This window comes from Dryocola sharpae, assembly GCF_051307055.1.
GTDB lineage: Bacteria > Pseudomonadota > Gammaproteobacteria > Enterobacterales > Enterobacteriaceae > Dryocola.
On sequence record NZ_CP149994.1, the window covers coordinates 3,260,950 to 3,276,526 of the forward strand.

General features: G+C 48.1%; 17 protein-coding genes and 1 other RNA gene. 10 read left to right on the forward strand and 8 right to left on the reverse strand.

Annotated features, from left to right (window positions below):
• Positions 1-234 precede the first annotated feature (234 nt).
• Positions 235-2,349, forward strand: coding sequence for a heparinase II/III domain-containing protein (locus WLO31_RS15550; protein ID WP_435927519.1), 2,115 nt, complete (start codon positions 235-237; stop codon positions 2,347-2,349).
• A gap of 5 nt (positions 2,350-2,354) precedes the next feature.
• Here the strand turns inward: WLO31_RS15550 and WLO31_RS15555 are convergent, their stop codons facing one another.
• Both WLO31_RS15555 and grpE read right to left on the reverse strand, forming a co-directional pair.
• Entirely contained in the window at positions 2,355-3,050 is a 696-nt protein-coding gene (locus WLO31_RS15555) for a FadR/GntR family transcriptional regulator (RefSeq protein WP_435927520.1), read from the reverse strand.
• Between the two features lie 177 nt (positions 3,051-3,227).
• Positions 3,228-3,809: a nucleotide exchange factor GrpE gene (gene grpE / locus WLO31_RS15560; protein ID WP_435927522.1), complete on the reverse strand. Its 582-nt coding sequence runs from the start codon at positions 3,807-3,809 to the stop codon at positions 3,228-3,230.
• Positions 3,810-3,927: 118 nt separating this feature from the next.
• Between grpE and nadK the strand changes: the two genes are divergently transcribed.
• The 3 genes from nadK (at position 3,928) to bamE (ending at position 7,134) form a co-directional block, all read left to right on the forward strand.
• The gene (gene nadK, locus WLO31_RS15565) at positions 3,928-4,821 is read left to right on the forward strand and encodes an NAD(+) kinase (protein WP_435927523.1); all 894 of its coding nucleotides are present in this window, start codon (positions 3,928-3,930) and stop codon (positions 4,819-4,821) included.
• A gap of 86 nt (positions 4,822-4,907) precedes the next feature.
• The gene (recN, locus tag WLO31_RS15570; RefSeq protein ID WP_435927524.1) at positions 4,908-6,569 is read left to right on the forward strand and encodes a DNA repair protein RecN; all 1,662 of its coding nucleotides are present in this window, start codon (positions 4,908-4,910) and stop codon (positions 6,567-6,569) included.
• Between the two features lie 220 nt (positions 6,570-6,789).
• Complete coding sequence (gene bamE / locus WLO31_RS15575) at positions 6,790-7,134, forward strand: outer membrane protein assembly factor BamE (RefSeq protein ID WP_435927526.1); 345 nt, start codon at positions 6,790-6,792, stop codon at positions 7,132-7,134.
• 39 nt (positions 7,135-7,173) lie between these two features.
• Here bamE and WLO31_RS15580 read toward each other — a convergent pair whose 3' ends face one another.
• Positions 7,174-7,461, reverse strand: a complete 288-nt coding sequence (locus tag WLO31_RS15580; RefSeq protein WP_435927527.1) for an RnfH family protein — start codon at positions 7,459-7,461, stop codon at positions 7,174-7,176.
• Positions 7,451-7,888 carry a type II toxin-antitoxin system RatA family toxin gene (locus WLO31_RS15585; RefSeq protein ID WP_435927528.1) on the reverse strand — a complete coding sequence of 146 codons (438 nt, stop codon included), beginning with the start codon at positions 7,886-7,888 and terminating at the stop codon, positions 7,451-7,453. The genes WLO31_RS15580 and WLO31_RS15585 overlap by 11 nt, the downstream gene beginning before the upstream one ends.
• A 155-nt stretch (positions 7,889-8,043) precedes the next feature.
• On the opposite strand from WLO31_RS15585, the gene smpB reads away from it, so the two are divergent.
• From smpB to WLO31_RS15600, 3 genes are all read left to right on the forward strand, one after another.
• Positions 8,044-8,526, forward strand: coding sequence for an SsrA-binding protein SmpB (gene smpB, locus WLO31_RS15590; protein ID WP_121264295.1), 483 nt, complete (start codon positions 8,044-8,046; stop codon positions 8,524-8,526).
• Positions 8,527-8,607: 81 nt separating this feature from the next.
• Positions 8,608-8,971: a transfer-messenger RNA gene (gene ssrA / locus WLO31_RS15595) on the forward strand.
• A gap of 204 nt (positions 8,972-9,175) precedes the next feature.
• Positions 9,176-10,417, forward strand: a complete 1,242-nt coding sequence (locus WLO31_RS15600; RefSeq protein ID WP_435927530.1) for an integrase — start codon at positions 9,176-9,178, stop codon at positions 10,415-10,417.
• A gap of 60 nt (positions 10,418-10,477) precedes the next feature.
• Here the strand turns inward: WLO31_RS15600 and WLO31_RS15605 are convergent, their stop codons facing one another.
• Both WLO31_RS15605 and WLO31_RS15610 read right to left on the reverse strand, forming a co-directional pair.
• Positions 10,478-10,720: a hypothetical protein gene (locus tag WLO31_RS15605; RefSeq protein WP_435927531.1), complete on the reverse strand. Its 243-nt coding sequence runs from the start codon at positions 10,718-10,720 to the stop codon at positions 10,478-10,480.
• A gap of 37 nt (positions 10,721-10,757) precedes the next feature.
• A complete protein-coding gene (locus WLO31_RS15610; protein ID WP_435927532.1) occupies positions 10,758-11,345 on the reverse strand; it encodes a hypothetical protein in 588 nt (195 codons plus the stop codon).
• A gap of 115 nt (positions 11,346-11,460) precedes the next feature.
• Here WLO31_RS15610 and WLO31_RS15615 point away from each other — a divergent pair, with 115 nt between their 5' ends.
• The 3 genes from WLO31_RS15615 (at position 11,461) to WLO31_RS15625 (ending at position 14,159) form a co-directional block, all read left to right on the forward strand.
• Positions 11,461-11,673, forward strand: a complete 213-nt coding sequence (locus WLO31_RS15615) for an AlpA family phage regulatory protein (RefSeq protein WP_435927533.1) — start codon at positions 11,461-11,463, stop codon at positions 11,671-11,673.
• Positions 11,674-11,699: 26 nt separating this feature from the next.
• Complete coding sequence (locus WLO31_RS15620) at positions 11,700-13,214, forward strand: YfjI family protein (protein ID WP_435927534.1); 1,515 nt, start codon at positions 11,700-11,702, stop codon at positions 13,212-13,214.
• 246 nt (positions 13,215-13,460) lie between these two features.
• Positions 13,461-14,159: an inovirus Gp2 family protein gene (locus tag WLO31_RS15625; RefSeq protein ID WP_435927536.1), complete on the forward strand. Its 699-nt coding sequence runs from the start codon at positions 13,461-13,463 to the stop codon at positions 14,157-14,159.
• Positions 14,160-14,446: 287 nt separating this feature from the next.
• On the opposite strand, the gene WLO31_RS15630 is transcribed toward WLO31_RS15625, so the two are convergent.
• On the reverse strand, positions 14,447-14,701 hold the full coding sequence (locus WLO31_RS15630; protein WP_435927538.1) for a hypothetical protein: 255 nt from the start codon (positions 14,699-14,701) through the stop codon (positions 14,447-14,449).
• Positions 14,702-14,728: 27 nt separating this feature from the next.
• Positions 14,729-15,316: a DUF6338 family protein gene (locus tag WLO31_RS15635; RefSeq protein WP_435927539.1), complete on the reverse strand. Its 588-nt coding sequence runs from the start codon at positions 15,314-15,316 to the stop codon at positions 14,729-14,731.
• Positions 15,317-15,577 lie beyond the last annotated feature (261 nt).

Consider the following 15,577-nt stretch of genomic DNA (forward strand, 5'->3'; position numbering starts at 1 on the left):
ACGACAGAAGGTAAGTACCAGCTTTTATCCTTTTGTATGACTAGTAAACCCCAGGATGATAGTTATGAGACCAGGCTCACTTAATGCACAATCCGTCGTTTTTCCGTCTGGATTATGCGCATTTGTTATGCCATCGTTACTTAAATACCACCATTAGTCATACTAATAGGCTCGGCATTTTTCAGAGCTAAACCTGAGATGAATGCGGCCATGACTTTCCCTGGGAGTTATTTCATGACTCAATACGCCCCGTTGTTCCTTAGTGAGGCTGATTGCCAGCAATTGCGCAGGCAGCTGAAGGATGACTCACTTACTGGTCATACGTTACGCAAGCAAATCGAAGAGCTGGAACGCTATCTGACAACACCAATCAGTGTTCCTGGCCACGGCGAGGGGGGCGGAGAAGAACATACCCGTCACAAGCTCAACTATCGCTACATGAATCTGGCAGGCCGTTTATGGTTAATTACCGGTGAAGTCCGCTATTGCGAGTTTGTGAGCGCCCTGCTGCTGCGTTATGCAGAACGCTATCCGACCCTGGGGCACGCTATTAGTAAAGACTCCAACCCTCCGGGAAGGCTGTTTCACCAGACGTTAAACGAACATATGTGGTTGCTGTACGTCAGCGAGGCTTATCACTGCGTTCGCCCCACGCTTGGCCAGGCACAGCAAGAATTTATCGAAACAAACCTGCTTCGTTTAATGGCTAATGAAGCAACGACGCTTCACGCCAGCACGTTTGACATCGTCCATAACCACGGTCTCTGGTCAGTGGCGGCGGTTGCCATATGTGGCTATGTGCTTAATGACCAGGAGCTAGTGGATAAGGCACTGTATGGCCTGAAAATGGACAGCAGCGGTGGTTTCTTTGCGCAACTCGATGGGTTGTTCTCGCTTGATGGTTACTACATCGAAGGCTCTTATTACCATCGCTTTGCCTTACGTCCCCTGCTTTTACTGGCTGAGGCAATAGAACGCCGCCAGCCTGAGCTACGCATTTATCAGTACCGACATCAGTTGATTCGCCGCGCCTGCTACGCCCTGTTTGCACAGGTGCTCCCGGATGGAAGCTTCCCCGCGCTTAACGATGCCTCAAAAAGTATGAATATTCAGGATGAAGGGGTCGTGATGGCCGTCAGCGTTTGCTGGCAGCGCTATGGTAAAAATGCCCAACTGAAATCGCTGGCACAGCGTCAGAATAGTATCTGGATCGGCTCAGGGGCGCTTCAACTGATCGATGAACAATCGACGGTTCAGGATGCCTGGAAACCGCAAAGTGTGTTGTTACGCGACGGAGCTGATGGCGATCGAGGCGCCCTGTCCATCCTGCGAACTGAGGATAGCGAAGCGGATGAGAACGTGGCTTTGCTGTGGTACGGACAGCACGGAAGCATTCCGCAACTGCACTCGGCCCTGAACCATGGACATTTCGATGGTCTGCATCTGAGCCTGTTTAATCGTGGGCGGGAATTTTTACGCGATTATGGCTTTGGGCGCTGGGTCAACGTGGAGTCCAAATTTGGCGGACGTTACATCCCCGAAAACAATAGTTATTGTAAGCAGACGGTTGCCCACAATACCGTAGTAGTCGATGAACAAAGTCAGAACCAGGGGCAAAGCGCGCAGGCTGAAACCCGCTGGGGGAAAACACACTTCATCATCATCGATGCCGATGCAGGTCAGGCCGCAAGCGCTCTTATTCGTGATTATTATCCTGGCATTGACATGCAACGAAGCATTTTTATGTTGCCGGTTGAGGGGATGGCGAAACCGCTAGTTATCGACTTATTCCAGATATTTAGTCACGATCCGCATCAGTATGATTATTGTCTCCATCCCAGAGGCCAGCTTATTGAAACTACCGGAAAGCTGGTCAGCCACGAACAGTGGAGGCCACTTGGCGAAGCGAATGGTTATCAACATCTGTGGGACTGCGGCAGAATTTCTGTAGCGGCGGAAGAGTCCGTACGTATTACCTGGCTTGATGAAAATACGTTTTACAGCGCGGTGAGCGCCATGCCATCAGGTGGAGAAACTATTATCGCCAGAACCGGCGCGAGCGATCCGAATTTCAATTTGCGACAGGAGCCCGCCTGGCTGTTGCGAAGCCGCGGGCGCTGCATGCTTTTCGCAACGGTATTTGAAACCCATGGCTATTTTGATGAGGCCAGTGAAACCTCTGTAGACGCGCGCGGAAAGGTTAAGCGCGTGACAGTGCTGCACAGCAGCCGCGAGAAGATAGAAATTTCAGTGGAGCTGGCAGAGCGACGCCGTTTGCTCCTCACGCAATACAATGCGGAGCTGGAAGATGAAATGGGCTCGTTTGATGTCCGTTGGGTAAACGAATAGCTCTGTTAAAGACGGTGTTTACTGCTTTTCATCAGGCCCAGCGACGCTTCATAAGCTGCCTGGGCATCCCCAATCATAATGGCCTGATAAATCAGATGATGATCGTTCAGGCACATTCCTCCGGCAGCAGAGGAATAGCTGATAAACCATTTAAATACCGTGGTCAGCACATTGCCAAACGGCATGTAGAAACAATTCCCCGATGACAGAAAGATCATACGGTGAAACTGTGTATCAATGTTCACCCAGGCTTCCGGTTCAAAATCTTCAGCAACCCGACACATCTCACGGTAAATTTTTGACAGCTCAATCCGCTGTTCTTTCGTCGCGTTAGTGGCAGCCAGCATAGTGGCATGAGGCTCAATGACACGCCGGAAATCAAGGAACTGATGGTACATCTCTTCGGTTGCTTCAATACCGCTCAGCCATTCCAGCAGCTGTACGTCAAGAATATTCCAGAAAGTGCGTGGGCGCACGCGGGTACCGATTTTAGGCCGCGATTCCAGCAATCCCTTTGAGGAGAGTAGCTTTAAAGCCTCGCGCAGCGCGGTGCGGCTAACGCCAAACTGCTCACACAGATCAACTTCACTCGGCAAAATCGTACCGGGCAAAATTTTACCTGACAGGATCTGGCGGGCGATTTCGCTGGCGATTTGCAGATCCAGCCCACGGGTTACACTGGAGATTGCGTTGAACTGCATGCTATTTGTCATACCTGATGATAAATGGTGCGTTCACTATACAGGACAACCTCCAGGCAGGCCATGCTTACCCTTGCCAGAGTTCGATTTTACAGCGGCTTATCTATGATGGAGGACGGGCTGAAAGAAATGAAACCGGGAAGTCAGGCCAGTCATATAACTGGCCTGATTTAATACTTACACTTTCGCTTTAGCCACGGAAACCATAGCCGCGCGAATGGTGCGTCCGTTAAGGGTATAACCCTTCTGCATCACCATCAGCACGTGATTTGGCGCAACGTCTTCAGATTCAACCATTGCGATAGCCTGGTGAACATCCGGGTTGAACGGCACGTTGATATCGCCCACCACTTCCACGCCAAACTTGCGCACCACGTCCAGCATCGATTTCTGCGTCAGCTCAATTCCCTCGATCATGGCCGCCAGATCCGGATTGGATTTGTCAGCCACTTCCAGAGCGCGATCCAGGCTATCGATCACCGGCAGCAGCTCGTTTACAAATTTATCCAGCGCAAATTTGTGCGCTTTTTCGATATCCAGTTCGGTGCGACGACGCAGGTTTTCCATCTCAGCTTTGGTACGCAGCAGGCTGTCACGCTCACGCTGCTGGACTTCTTCAAGCTGTGCCGTCAGATCGGCAATTTGTTCGTCGCGCGGATCCACCTCGACGCCTTCTACGGCCTCTACTTCGTCGTGGCTTTCCATTGCAATGTCGTCCGGGACTTGCTCGTCTGGTGTTTTCTGTTCTTTACTGCTCATGAAATTCTCCGCGTTTTTAGCATTCATCTCGCTGGTTCGCTTATTATGGGGATCAGTTTCCGGGATTCAAGGGAACGTGACATATTGTCATAAACGTCTGCGTATAAGGACCACCACGATGACTACCAGAATAGCGAACACCCATTTCGGTTGCATTGGCATTGTCGGGCATCCACGCCACCCTACGGCATTGACCACGCATGAAATGCTCTACCGCTGGCTAAGCGAAAAAGGCTACGACGTCATCGTGGAACAGCAGATTGCCCAGGAGCTGCGCCTTAAAAATGTCAAAACCGGCACGCTGGCGGAGATCGGCCAGCTCGCCGACCTGGCCGTGGTAGTCGGTGGCGATGGCAATATGCTTGGCGCTGCGCGCGTGCTTGCACGTTATGACATCAAAGTGATCGGCATCAACCGTGGCAATCTCGGCTTCCTCACCGATCTTGACCCCGATAACGCACAGCAACAGCTGGCAGACGTGCTGGAAGGCCATTATATCGCCGAAAAACGCTTCCTGCTGGAAGCCCAGGTATGCCAGCACGACACGCCCACCCGCTTAAGCACCGCCATCAATGAAGTGGTGCTGCACCCCGGCAAAGTCGCACATATGATTGAATTCGAAGTCTACATCGATGAAGTCTTCGCCTTCTCGCAGCGCTCTGACGGCCTGATCATCTCAACGCCTACCGGTTCAACGGCCTATTCGCTTTCCGCCGGCGGCCCAATTTTAACGCCTTCTCTGGACGCCATTACGCTGGTGCCGATGTTCCCGCACACGCTCTCAGCGCGCCCTTTAGTTATTAATAGTAGCAGCACCATCCGCCTGCGCTTTTCGCACATGCGCAGCGATCTGGAAGTCAGCTGCGACAGCCAGATTGCCCTGCCGATACAGGAGGGAGAAGACGTGCTGATTCGCCGCTGTGACTATCACCTCAACCTGATACACCCAAAAGATTACAGCTATTTCAACACATTGAGTTCGAAACTCGGCTGGTCAAAAAAATTATTCTAAAAGACGCATAAGCCGCTTTACTGTATAAACAGCCAGGATATACTGTACGTAACTACAGCTATGTTGTTATATACAGGAAGGTGGCTATGCTGGCACAACTTACCATCAGTAACTTCGCAATCGTTCGTGAACTGGAAATTGACTTTCATCACGGCATGACGGCCATCACCGGCGAAACCGGCGCCGGTAAATCCATTGCGATTGATGCCTTAGGGTTGTGCCTGGGCGGCCGGGCGGAAGCAGACATGGTCCGTCAGGGCGCCAGCCGCGCTGATTTATGCGCGCGCTTTTCTTTAAAAGATACTCCCGCCGCCCTGCGCTGGCTGGAAGAAAACCAGCTGGAAGATGGCCGGGAATGCCTGTTGCGCCGCGTTATCAGCGGCGACGGCCGCTCGCGTGGCTTTATCAACGGCACCGCCGTCCCTCTTTCCCAGCTGCGCGATCTCGGTCAGTTGCTCATTCAAATCCACGGCCAGCATGCGCACCAGCTGCTGCTAAAACCTGAACATCAAAAAAAGCTGTTAGACGGCTACGCTGGCGAGCACGCGCTCGTTGCGCAAATGGCAGAGCGCTATCGCGCCTGGCACCAGAGCTGCCGCTCCCTTGCCCAGCATCAGCAGCTTTCCCAGGAAAGGGCCGCGCGCGCGGAACTGCTGCACTACCAGCTTAAAGAGCTTAACGAATTTGCACCTGTTGCCGGTGAGTTCGAACACATCGACGAAGAATACAAACGCCTGGCCAACAGCGGACAACTGCTTTCCACCAGCCAGCAGGCGCTGACTCTCCTCGCCGACGGCGAAGAGTGCAATTTGCAAAATCAGCTGCACACCGCACGCCAGCTAATGGCCGAACTTATCGGTATGGACAACAAGCTCTCCGGCGTGCTGGATATGCTTGAAGAAGCCGCCATCCAAATTTCCGAAGCCAGCGACGAGCTGCGCCACTACAGCGACCGTCTGGATCTCGACCCGAATCGCCTGTACGAACTGGAACAACGCATCTCACGGCAGATAAACCTGGCGCGTAAGCACCATATCTCCCCCGAAGAGCTGCCCCTGTTCCACAAGAAATTGCTTGATGAACAGCAACAGCTCGACGAGCAGGCCACTTCACAGGATGAGCTGATGCAGGCAGTGGCGCATCACCATCAGCAGGCGCTGTGCGTGGCGCGCGATCTGCATCTGCGCCGCACCCATTACGCAACCGAGCTGTGCCAGCTTATTACAGAAAGCATGCACTCGCTTTCTATGCCGCACGGCAAGCTGGCTATTGAGGTTGAATTCAACGAAAACCATCTCACTGCCGAAGGCGCCGATCGTATCGACTTCCGGGTCAGCACTAACCCGGGGCAGCCCCTGCAACCGCTGGCAAAAGTCGCCTCCGGCGGCGAGCTGTCGCGTATCGCGCTGGCCATCCAGGTAATCACCGCCCGTAAGATGGAAACGCCGGCGTTAATTTTCGATGAAGTGGATGTCGGGATCAGCGGGCCAACGGCTGCCGTAGTGGGTAAACTGCTGCGTCAGTTGGGCGAATCAACGCAGGTGATGTGCGTAACACACCTGCCGCAGGTTGCAGGCTGCGGGCATCATCACTTCTTTGTCAGTAAAGAAACCGACGGTGAAATGACGGAAACCCATATGCAGCCGCTGGACAAGCGCTCGCGTCTGCAAGAGCTGGCCCGCCTGCTTGGCGGCAGCGAGGTAACCCGCAATACGCTGGCTAACGCTAAAGAGCTGCTGGCGGCTTAACGGGGCACAGAATTACGGCAGGGCAATCTGCCATAGGCCGTACAAAAAAACAGCATTCGGCCAGCGCGTTGGCAATTGAACAGCTTTTGAGCCAACTTTTTTGGTCTCCCAGGGTCTGAGTTGAGCGCCTTAAGGTTTTAAACTGCGAAAAGGTTTATTATCATCGGCATATTACGAATGAGCCACGTGCTGCTCGGCCCCGAAAAGGAATCAAAACATTATGCGCTGTAAAACGCTGACTGCTGCCGCAGCGGTTCTTCTGATGTTGACCGCAGGCTGTTCCACTCTGGAGCGAGTGGTTTACCGCCCCGATATCAACCAGGGGAACTACCTGACACAAAATGATGTGTCGAAGATCCGTACCGGTATGACTCAACAGCAGGTTGCTTATGCCCTGGGTACGCCGATGATGTCCGACCCGTTCGGCACCAATACCTGGTTCTACGTATTCCGCCAGCAGCCTGGTCATGAAGGCGTAACGCAGCAAACGCTGACGCTGACCTTCAACAGCAGCGGCGTATTAACCAACATCGACAACAAGCCAAAGCTGGAAAAAAATCGCTAAGGTGAGATGCAGATGAAAAAAGGCGCTTAATGCGCCTTTTTATTTTTGTGCTTTCGCCGCGCGTTGACGCCGTAACTCTTTGGGATCGGCAATCAGCGGGCGATAGATCTCCACCCTGTCGCCTTCGTTCACCTCATCGGTGAGTTTTACCGGACGGCTGAAAATACCGACTTTATTTTTGCTCAAATCGATATCGCTACGCAGTTCCAGCAGGCCCGAAGCTTCTATCGCCTGCGCTACCGTGCTGCCCTGCGCCAGTTTTACCTGCTGCAGGTATTGCTTTTCAGGCAGAGCATAAACCACCTCGACCTTGATCTCAGGCGACACTGTAAACCTCTTTGGCCCGTACGGTAAAAGCCTGCACCATACTGCTGGCAAGCTCTTTAAAGATGCGGCCGAACGCCAGCTCGATCAGCTTGTTGGTGAACTCAAAATCAAGCTGGAACTGGATACGGCAGGCATCGGCACCCAGCGACGTAAAGGTCCAGCCTCCCCGGAGAGATTTAAACGGCCCGTCGACGAGGTGCATCAAAATGCTCTGATTGCTGGTTAATGTATTACGTGTGGTGAATGTTTTGCTGATCCCCGCTTTCGAGACATCTACCGCCGCCGTCATCTGGCTGGCGGAAGCGTCAATGACCCGGCTGCCGGTGCAACCGGGTAAAAAGTCCGGATAGGAGTCCACATCGTTCACTAACTTATACATCTGCTCCGCGCTGTAAGGCACCAGGGCAGTACGACTGATCTGAGGCATAGTAATTCCTGTGAGTCATACACCTCATAAATAATAACATCTATCCTCAGGCAAAGAAAAACTCTTAGCCCGCAGGCATGCTAAGATATCTCCTTTCCGCCCGTGAGTTGCGCGGGGTGTTTTTGAACTCTTGATTGCGTATACTGAGCAGCACTATGACAAAGAAAAAAGCACACAAACCTGGCTCAGCCACTATTGCGCAGAATAAGCGCGCCCGTCACGAATACTTTATTGAAGATGAATTTGAAGCGGGGCTTGTACTGCAAGGCTGGGAAGTAAAAACATTGCGCGCCGGGAAGGCCAATATCAGCGACAGCTACGTTATTCTGAAAGACGGCGAGGCCTTTCTGTTCGGCGCAAACTTCACCCCGCTGAACGTTGCCTCAAGCCATGTTGTCTGCGATCCAACCCGTACCCGTAAGCTGCTGCTGAACCAACGCGAGCTGGATAACTTATACGGCCGCATTAACCGTGACGGCTACACCGTAGTTGCGCTTTCCATGTACTGGAAAAATGCCTGGTGCAAAGTAAAAATCGGCGTTGCTAAGGGTAAGAAACAGCACGACAAACGTACCGATTTGAAAGATCGCGAATGGGCGCTGGATAAAGCGCGCATCATGAAGCACGCGGGCCGCTGATTACTACCGGTAAGCGTCACCAGGCAAGGTAAAGGGCTGGTAACTGACAACAAAACTCTGTTATACTTTCAAAACACTTGTGGGGCTGATTCTGGATTCGACGGGATTTGCGAAACCCAAGGTGCATGCCGAGGGGCGGTTGGCCTCGTAAAAAGCCGCAAAAAAATAGTCGCAAACGACGAAAACTACGCCCTAGCAGCTTAATAACCTGCTAAGAGCCCTCTCTCCCTAGCCTCCGCTCTTAGGACGGGGATCAAGAGAGGTCAAACCCAAAAGAGATCGTGTGGATGCCTTGCCTGGGGCTGAAGCATTAAACTTAATCAGGATAGTTTGGTAATGGCGTGTCTGTCCGCAGTTGCCCGGCGAATGTAAAGATATGACTAAGCATGTAGTACCGACGGTCTAGGAATTTCGGACGCGGGTTCAACTCCCGCCAGCTCCACCAAAATTCTCCATCGGTGATTACCAGAGTCATCCGATGAAGTCCTAAGAGCCCGCACGGCGCAAGCCCTGCGGGCTTTTTTGTGCCCTCAATTTGTCCCGCGAAGTCCGAAGAGAACTAATTAAATCCGAACCTTTTAGGCACCTTGTTAGGCACCTCATAAAGCTTTATTGTTTTTTAGGTGCCTAAAACTATGGAAACCCGGCAATGGCAAGACAAACCAAACCTCTTTCCGTCAAGGAAATCGAATCCGCCAAACCCAGGGAAGCGGACTACGTTCTCTATGATGGCGATGGCCTTGAGCTACTGATCAAACCCAGCGGGAGTAAAATCTGGCAGTTTCGCTACATTCGCCCTGTTACCAAGAAGCGTGCGAAAAAGAGCATAGGCCCCTACCCGTCAGTTACCCTTGCCGATGCCAGAAACTACCGGGCAGAGTCTCGCTCTCTCCTGGCGAAACAAATCGATCCACAGGAACATCAGCAAGAACAACTGCGCAGTTCGCTGGAAGCCAAAACCAATACTTTCCAACTCGTAGCTGAACGATGGTGGAATGTGAAGAAAGCCAGCGTGACAGAGGATTATGCCGACGATATCTGGCGCTCTCTTGAAAGAGATATCTTTCCTGCAATTGGCGACATTAGCGTTACAGATATTAAAGCACACACACTGGTTCAGGCCGTCCAACCGGTTCAGGCCAGAGGAGCACTGGAAACCGTCCGTCGCCTTTGTCAGCGTATTAACGAAGTCATGATTTATGCGCAGAACACGGGCCTGATTGATGCTGTTCCTAGTGTCAATATTGGCAAAGCCTTCGAGAAGCCTCAAAAGAAGAACATGCCAAGCATTCGGCCCGATCAGTTACCGCAACTCATGCAGACCATGCGCACCGCCAGCATTAATCTGTCAACCCGGTTCCTGTTTATGTGGCAGCTTCTCACTATTACCCGCCCTGCCGAAGCCGCTGAGGCTCGTTGGGATGAAATAGACTTTGAGGCTAACGAATGGAAAATTCCAGCAGCCAGGATGAAAATGAACCGGGATCATACCGTTCCATTGTCCGATGAAGCTCTCGCTATTCTGGAAATGATGAAGCCACTTAGCGGTAACCGGGAATTTATCTTCCCCAGCCGCATAAAACCTAACCAGCCAATGAACAGCCAAACCGTTAACGCATCGCTGAAACGAGCAGGTTTTGGTGGTGTGCTCGTTTCCCACGGGCTGCGATCTATTGCCAGCACGGCCCTTAATGAGCAAGGCTTTCCACCTGATGTTATTGAGGCTGCCCTTGCTCATGTGGATAAGAATGAGGTTCGTCGTGCGTATAACCGTAGTGACTATCTTGAGCAACGACGACCAATGATGCACTGGTGGGCTGATTTTGTTATGGCTGCTGAGCACGGAAGTATGATTGGAGATGGCATTCGAGGTATAAGGCTTGTCGGTTAATAACGGTGTAAGCGCTCAGTATAGGCGCTTACACCTTTGTCGGTAATTCGGATTATGATTTTATTTACTCATTTTAGATTTGCTAGTTTTTACGTCCTTAGCATTAAAGGCATGTTTCACATCATCAATCTGTAATGACCATCTTTTTAAGATAATCTCACGCAGTGATTCTTCACTGCTTACATGTGATCCTTGAAAATTATTTTTTTCGATAAAAGCCCACAATGGATTTATAACATCCTCAATCACAGCACTCTTGTTTTTCCAACCATCCTCAGGAGAATTTTTATAAATTAATTTCACAAGCTCCTCCTGTATAATTTTATATATATCGGCCTTCTTAACACCTCCTTTTTTTTCCTGCGTTACACCTGATCTTAGAAAGTTTCTTTATTTTATCATATTCGATTTTAAACCAAACCATTCCGAGACATTTATCTAATAGCTCAGAAGCCATAAGCAGTGCATCAAACGCAACTTGCTCATCATCTTGTATAATGGATACTCCCCACTGATACGACATTGAGACGTACACCAAATGTGAGATGAATACATCTTCTATCGAACTATCTAAGATAAATGGTCTCATTGTCTCCCTAGAAATCCGTGTTTCCAAATCTCTCCAGCATTCTTTTATAGGATTATATATTGCCTTGTACTCATCCTTACTTAGCAGAACTCCGTTTACCTGATGGTATCTGGATTCTCCTGATGGTAGCTCAGCATAAGACGATACTTCTGTACCAATCCTTGCAGGATCACAATATACTAATTTCATTCTTGCAAGCTCCTCCCGCATCGTTGGATAATGTTCATCCAATGCGTGAGCGTGTTCCTTCCATTCGCAACCTGCCATAGCCTTCGAGAGCTCTTCAAATTTACGCCTGCTTTTTTCATGCAACCTAGCAAGAGATATCATTTTTACCATTTTTATCAACAAGTTAAACACTGTAAAAAATATTTTTTTGGTAGCTACATTTTTTACACTTCACATTCCGGCTAATCTCACAAAACCAAACCTAACCAATGAGGGACAAACAAGTATGAACACTTCATCTGCAGTTAGAATACTCCGGTTACCTGCTGTTATCCATAAAACAGGCATATCACGGGCTACGATCTACGACTGGTTGAATCCTAAATCACCACGTTACGATCCAACCTTCCCTAAGAAAAGAAAACTTGGGAAACAATCTATTGGTTGGCTTGAATCAGAAATTGATGAGTGGTTGTTGCTTCGTAGTCTTGTTAATTGATCTAAAAGAGGAGCTAGATAAGGTGTATGTCTAAAAAAGATAGATCAACGAAAAATGAAGAACTCGGACTCAAATTCCAGACACTTCCCGCTTTTGCACAACGGTTAATAAGCTGCATACATTATAAAACAGGAGCCGCCGCCGAACTTATTTTAATAGTGTTACTTGGGGTAATGGCATTTGCCTGCCAGGACAAATTTGATGTTCAGCTTAAAAATGGAAGAACCTTTATATCACTTTATCTCATGCTATTGGCACGCTCAGGAAGCAGGAAATCAACGGTATTCAAGCTGTTGATGGAGCCTATCTACCGACTGGAAGAAGAGCTAAAAGATGATTTTCTGTTAAAGGAGAAACAGTATGAGCTGAAGCTAATATCTTGGAAAACTGAGTTAAAAGAACTTAATAAACAATATAGCAAAGCAATTCGCCTGAAGACCGATGTGACTGAAGCGCTTGAAGCATTGGAGGAGTGCCAAAGAAGAAAATCAGCAGTTCCAACAAGAAAATATCTTACTAAAAACGATTCTACGAGTGAGGGACTTAGGAAAGTATTAGCGCGGGGTTCTCCGTCGTTGATGCTCGGGTCTGATGAGGCGGGAGGGCTATTCGACGGTAATCTTTTTCGTAATACACCAGTACTCAACTCTCTTTGGGGGAAAGGGAGAATTGCAGATAGCAGAGCTTCACGTGACAGCTACGATGTTGATGATGCGCGGCTAACGATGCTGCTGATGATGCAACCTAGTTTGTTTGATGACTTTCTTGATAAACAGGGAAAAAAGGCAAAGAGTTCAGGGTGGCTAGCTCGTTTATTGCCTATCGACATGGGACAGATCCCAGAACTCTGCTATATCCCTGATGCTGGTATATGGTCTGATGATGCAGTACTTGAGAAATTTTTCTCTCTTCTCACTAAGCATATGCAGGATGGGATAAAGCGCAGAGAGAATAATGAAGAACGTATCTGTGTTATTTTTTCTTCGGAGGCAAAAGTCCTCTGGGATTCACAGAGTGAAAACATTCAGAAAAAAATAAAAAAAGGAGGGGAACTGCAACATTATGATGATTTTGGTGCTCGATTCATGGAGCAAGCTTCAAGAATTGCAGCCATAATGCAAATGTTTATCACACCTGATTCACCAATAATTTCTAAAGAGACTTTCGGGAAAGCTTTGGAAATAGCGCAATGCTTTACTAACCACCTTATTAATAAGGTTGATTCAACCCGAAAACCTACGATGTCTGAAAAATTAACATGGTACCTTGAGGATAATCTCGTTAGCAATGGTTCTTACGACTACAAACGAAATGACCTTATTAAGAAAGGTCCATATTCAGTCAGGAGTTCTGAAAATCTAATGCCTACTTTAGAACAGCTCGAGTCTGAAGATGTAGTGCAATTATTCGAAAGGAATGGAATTAATTATGTAAAATTTATTGGTTCAAAAATGGAACCTAGAGAACTGGCAGAGAGGACTAATACTCCTATTTTAGACTCGGGATCGCTTACGATGAATAAACTACCGATACCAGAATAACTTCAGAGCAATTGAACTCTGTCTGGTTAATTTTTTTTGTTCTTAAGGCTAGTAACACTGAGGCTTCGATTTAAATTATTAAGGAGAGTAACCTATGGGTTTTAACTGGTATATGTAATATACCTTCATCAATGATCTAATCCTATACCTGAACATCCTTCTGCAAAGATTATATCCAACATCACATGGGTAGCATGAGTGCTACCCATTATTCAATGATTAATATTTACAAGATTAAGGATTATTATGGAATCACAATATTCACTTACCAACGAAGAAATCGATGACTTGGTAGAAATAGCCTCCAGAAAGTATAGATCGCCTATTGATTTCGATATTCTCAACCCACTACTTAACATGGTCTACGGCACTCTGGAGCAGAATAACCGGATACTAGCTATTCGCACTGACCCGAGATCCGCCCAGTCCCATGTACCGGGAGAGCCTGATCTACCAATATGCTTCCAACGAGATGATATGCAGGCAATCACTCGCTTCTATGAGTCATTGAAAAGCCAGTTACGAGCGGATCATAACCGGTCCAGAAGACCGAGAGATCCGGCATTACCATCTTATGGATGGTGCAGGGAACGTGATACAAGCGTACACCCACATTATCATTTGATGTTGTTGTTTAATGCAGATGTGTATGGGTACCTAGGCAATTACCAAGAACTCAATGCTAAAAATATGGCAACCCGAATACAGAAAGCCTGGTGCAGTGCTATAGGGCTTGCTCACGAAGATTACTCCTCATTAGCTGAATTCCCACCAAATGCTATTTACAGGTTTAGCAGATTTGATGCACTGGATCGTAACCTAGTCTACTGGAATTTCCTAATTCGACTGGCATATCTGGCGAAAACCAGAACAAAGGATGTTCACAGCGGTTACCGCAACTTTGGCACAAGCCAGTGCTTACAATTAGGAGGATTTACTTGCTAATGGATCTTCTGGTAGGGGGCTGCTCCCCCTACCAATTCAGTAGTATAACTCTCACCTTCCCCAGCTAAAAATAAGATAATATGCCTCAGTACCCTGCTACAACCTGCTACAACCTGCTACAACCTGCTACATGTAGCAGCTGTAGCAGCCTTCAGAGATCAGGGCGTACATTTTTTGGCTAATAGCTACGGGTACGCCACAGCGTAGAACTAATGTTCTAAAAGGTGCTGGATAGGTTAAAAACTAGAGGGAATATTATAGCGTGGGTGCCCACGCTATAATTTAGATTATGGTTTTTGCGGGGGAGGTGCTACCGGACGGGTCTGTGACGGAGGTTGGTAGCCATGTTTCTCTGGTTCTGGAAGGCTTGATTGCTGCTGCATAGTTATCGGTGAGTTAAAAAAACCAGTACTACCGTGATTTTGTGGTTGATAGCCATTGATGCCAAGGTGTTCACCAGAAATTCTAGGTTGGTAGCCTTCCATCATCGGTTGATAGCCATCTGTGTTTAGCAGCTCATTATTTTTTTTACTATCAGTCAATTTATGTCACCTTTTACTGTGTTTAAATTAAATAGAGTAAAACTCTATCGTAAGAATATCTGTGGTCAGAACTAGTATTCCTAAGGTCCGCTCTTTACGTCGTTCGAATCCCCCATCTTCATTAACGTGCCAACTTTCACTCAAAAAAATTTGCTCTGGCTCCGGACTACTTGAGGCGAATGCATTCCCTGAGTATAGTCCCCCGATTCTTTTTCCATCTTTAAGGGTAATAATCACCCAGCAGGCAGGTGCATTTCTAAAGAAAAAATCCCACGGCCTACCCACTGGATGTGGTAATCTTTTTCTAAAAAACTGCGACAGCCTCAATTTATGCAGCGTTACTGGCAGTAGTAAAGGGGATATTAAAAAAACAAAAAGGTACAATGAGTAGTATAAAAAAGAGGAATAATTAAACAAGTCATTCTTCTCAGAAAAATAGACTGGCAAAAACCAAAGCGCGTAATTAATGCAACTATAGGCTACAGCATCGATAATTATTTTAGATGAATCTTTTTTAACAGATGGATGAAGCGCCTCATAAACCTTAATACTAATAAACCCTGGAACAACAAAAAGAATAAAAATAAATAGCTTATTAAAATCCCAGATATCCATACTCACCCCTATCATTTTTTAAGCATTGTACACTTATAGGTATAGAGATGATCAAATTTTTTTGTCGCCCATATCAAGATATTATCATCAATAACGAAATTGACATTCTGAAGTGGAGAGGACTTTAGGCCGGTAACAACGAAATGCAGCTAGCGCAGATAATGGCTGATATCACAATGCTATGGTTTCACAGCGCCGCGTGCTTCATGCGAAGTCGGATCTCTGCTGGCCATTGTAAAATGCCCTCCAGAGACCCGGGAT

Excerpts from the sequence above, each read along its gene's own strand:
- WLO31_RS15550 (WP_435927519.1), top strand. The coding sequence starts at position 235 with ATGACTCAATACGCCCCGTTGTTCCTTAGTGAGGCTGATTGCCAGCAA.
- WLO31_RS15555 (WP_435927520.1), bottom strand. The coding sequence starts at position 3,050 with ATGCAGTTCAACGCAATCTCCAGTGTAACCCGTGGGCTGGATCTGCAA.
- grpE (WP_435927522.1), bottom strand. The coding sequence starts at position 3,809 with ATGAGCAGTAAAGAACAGAAAACACCAGACGAGCAAGTCCCGGACGAC.
- nadK (WP_435927523.1), top strand. The coding sequence starts at position 3,928 with ATGACTACCAGAATAGCGAACACCCATTTCGGTTGCATTGGCATTGTC.
- recN (WP_435927524.1), top strand. The coding sequence starts at position 4,908 with ATGCTGGCACAACTTACCATCAGTAACTTCGCAATCGTTCGTGAACTG.
- bamE (WP_435927526.1), top strand. The coding sequence starts at position 6,790 with ATGCGCTGTAAAACGCTGACTGCTGCCGCAGCGGTTCTTCTGATGTTG.
- WLO31_RS15585 (WP_435927528.1), bottom strand. The coding sequence starts at position 7,888 with ATGCCTCAGATCAGTCGTACTGCCCTGGTGCCTTACAGCGCGGAGCAG.
- smpB (WP_121264295.1), top strand. The coding sequence starts at position 8,044 with ATGACAAAGAAAAAAGCACACAAACCTGGCTCAGCCACTATTGCGCAG.
- WLO31_RS15600 (WP_435927530.1), top strand. The coding sequence starts at position 9,176 with ATGGCAAGACAAACCAAACCTCTTTCCGTCAAGGAAATCGAATCCGCC.
- WLO31_RS15610 (WP_435927532.1), bottom strand. The coding sequence starts at position 11,345 with ATGGTAAAAATGATATCTCTTGCTAGGTTGCATGAAAAAAGCAGGCGT.
- WLO31_RS15615 (WP_435927533.1), top strand. The coding sequence starts at position 11,461 with ATGAACACTTCATCTGCAGTTAGAATACTCCGGTTACCTGCTGTTATC.
- WLO31_RS15620 (WP_435927534.1), top strand. The coding sequence starts at position 11,700 with ATGTCTAAAAAAGATAGATCAACGAAAAATGAAGAACTCGGACTCAAA.
- WLO31_RS15625 (WP_435927536.1), top strand. The coding sequence starts at position 13,461 with ATGGAATCACAATATTCACTTACCAACGAAGAAATCGATGACTTGGTA.
- WLO31_RS15635 (WP_435927539.1), bottom strand. The coding sequence starts at position 15,316 with ATGGATATCTGGGATTTTAATAAGCTATTTATTTTTATTCTTTTTGTT.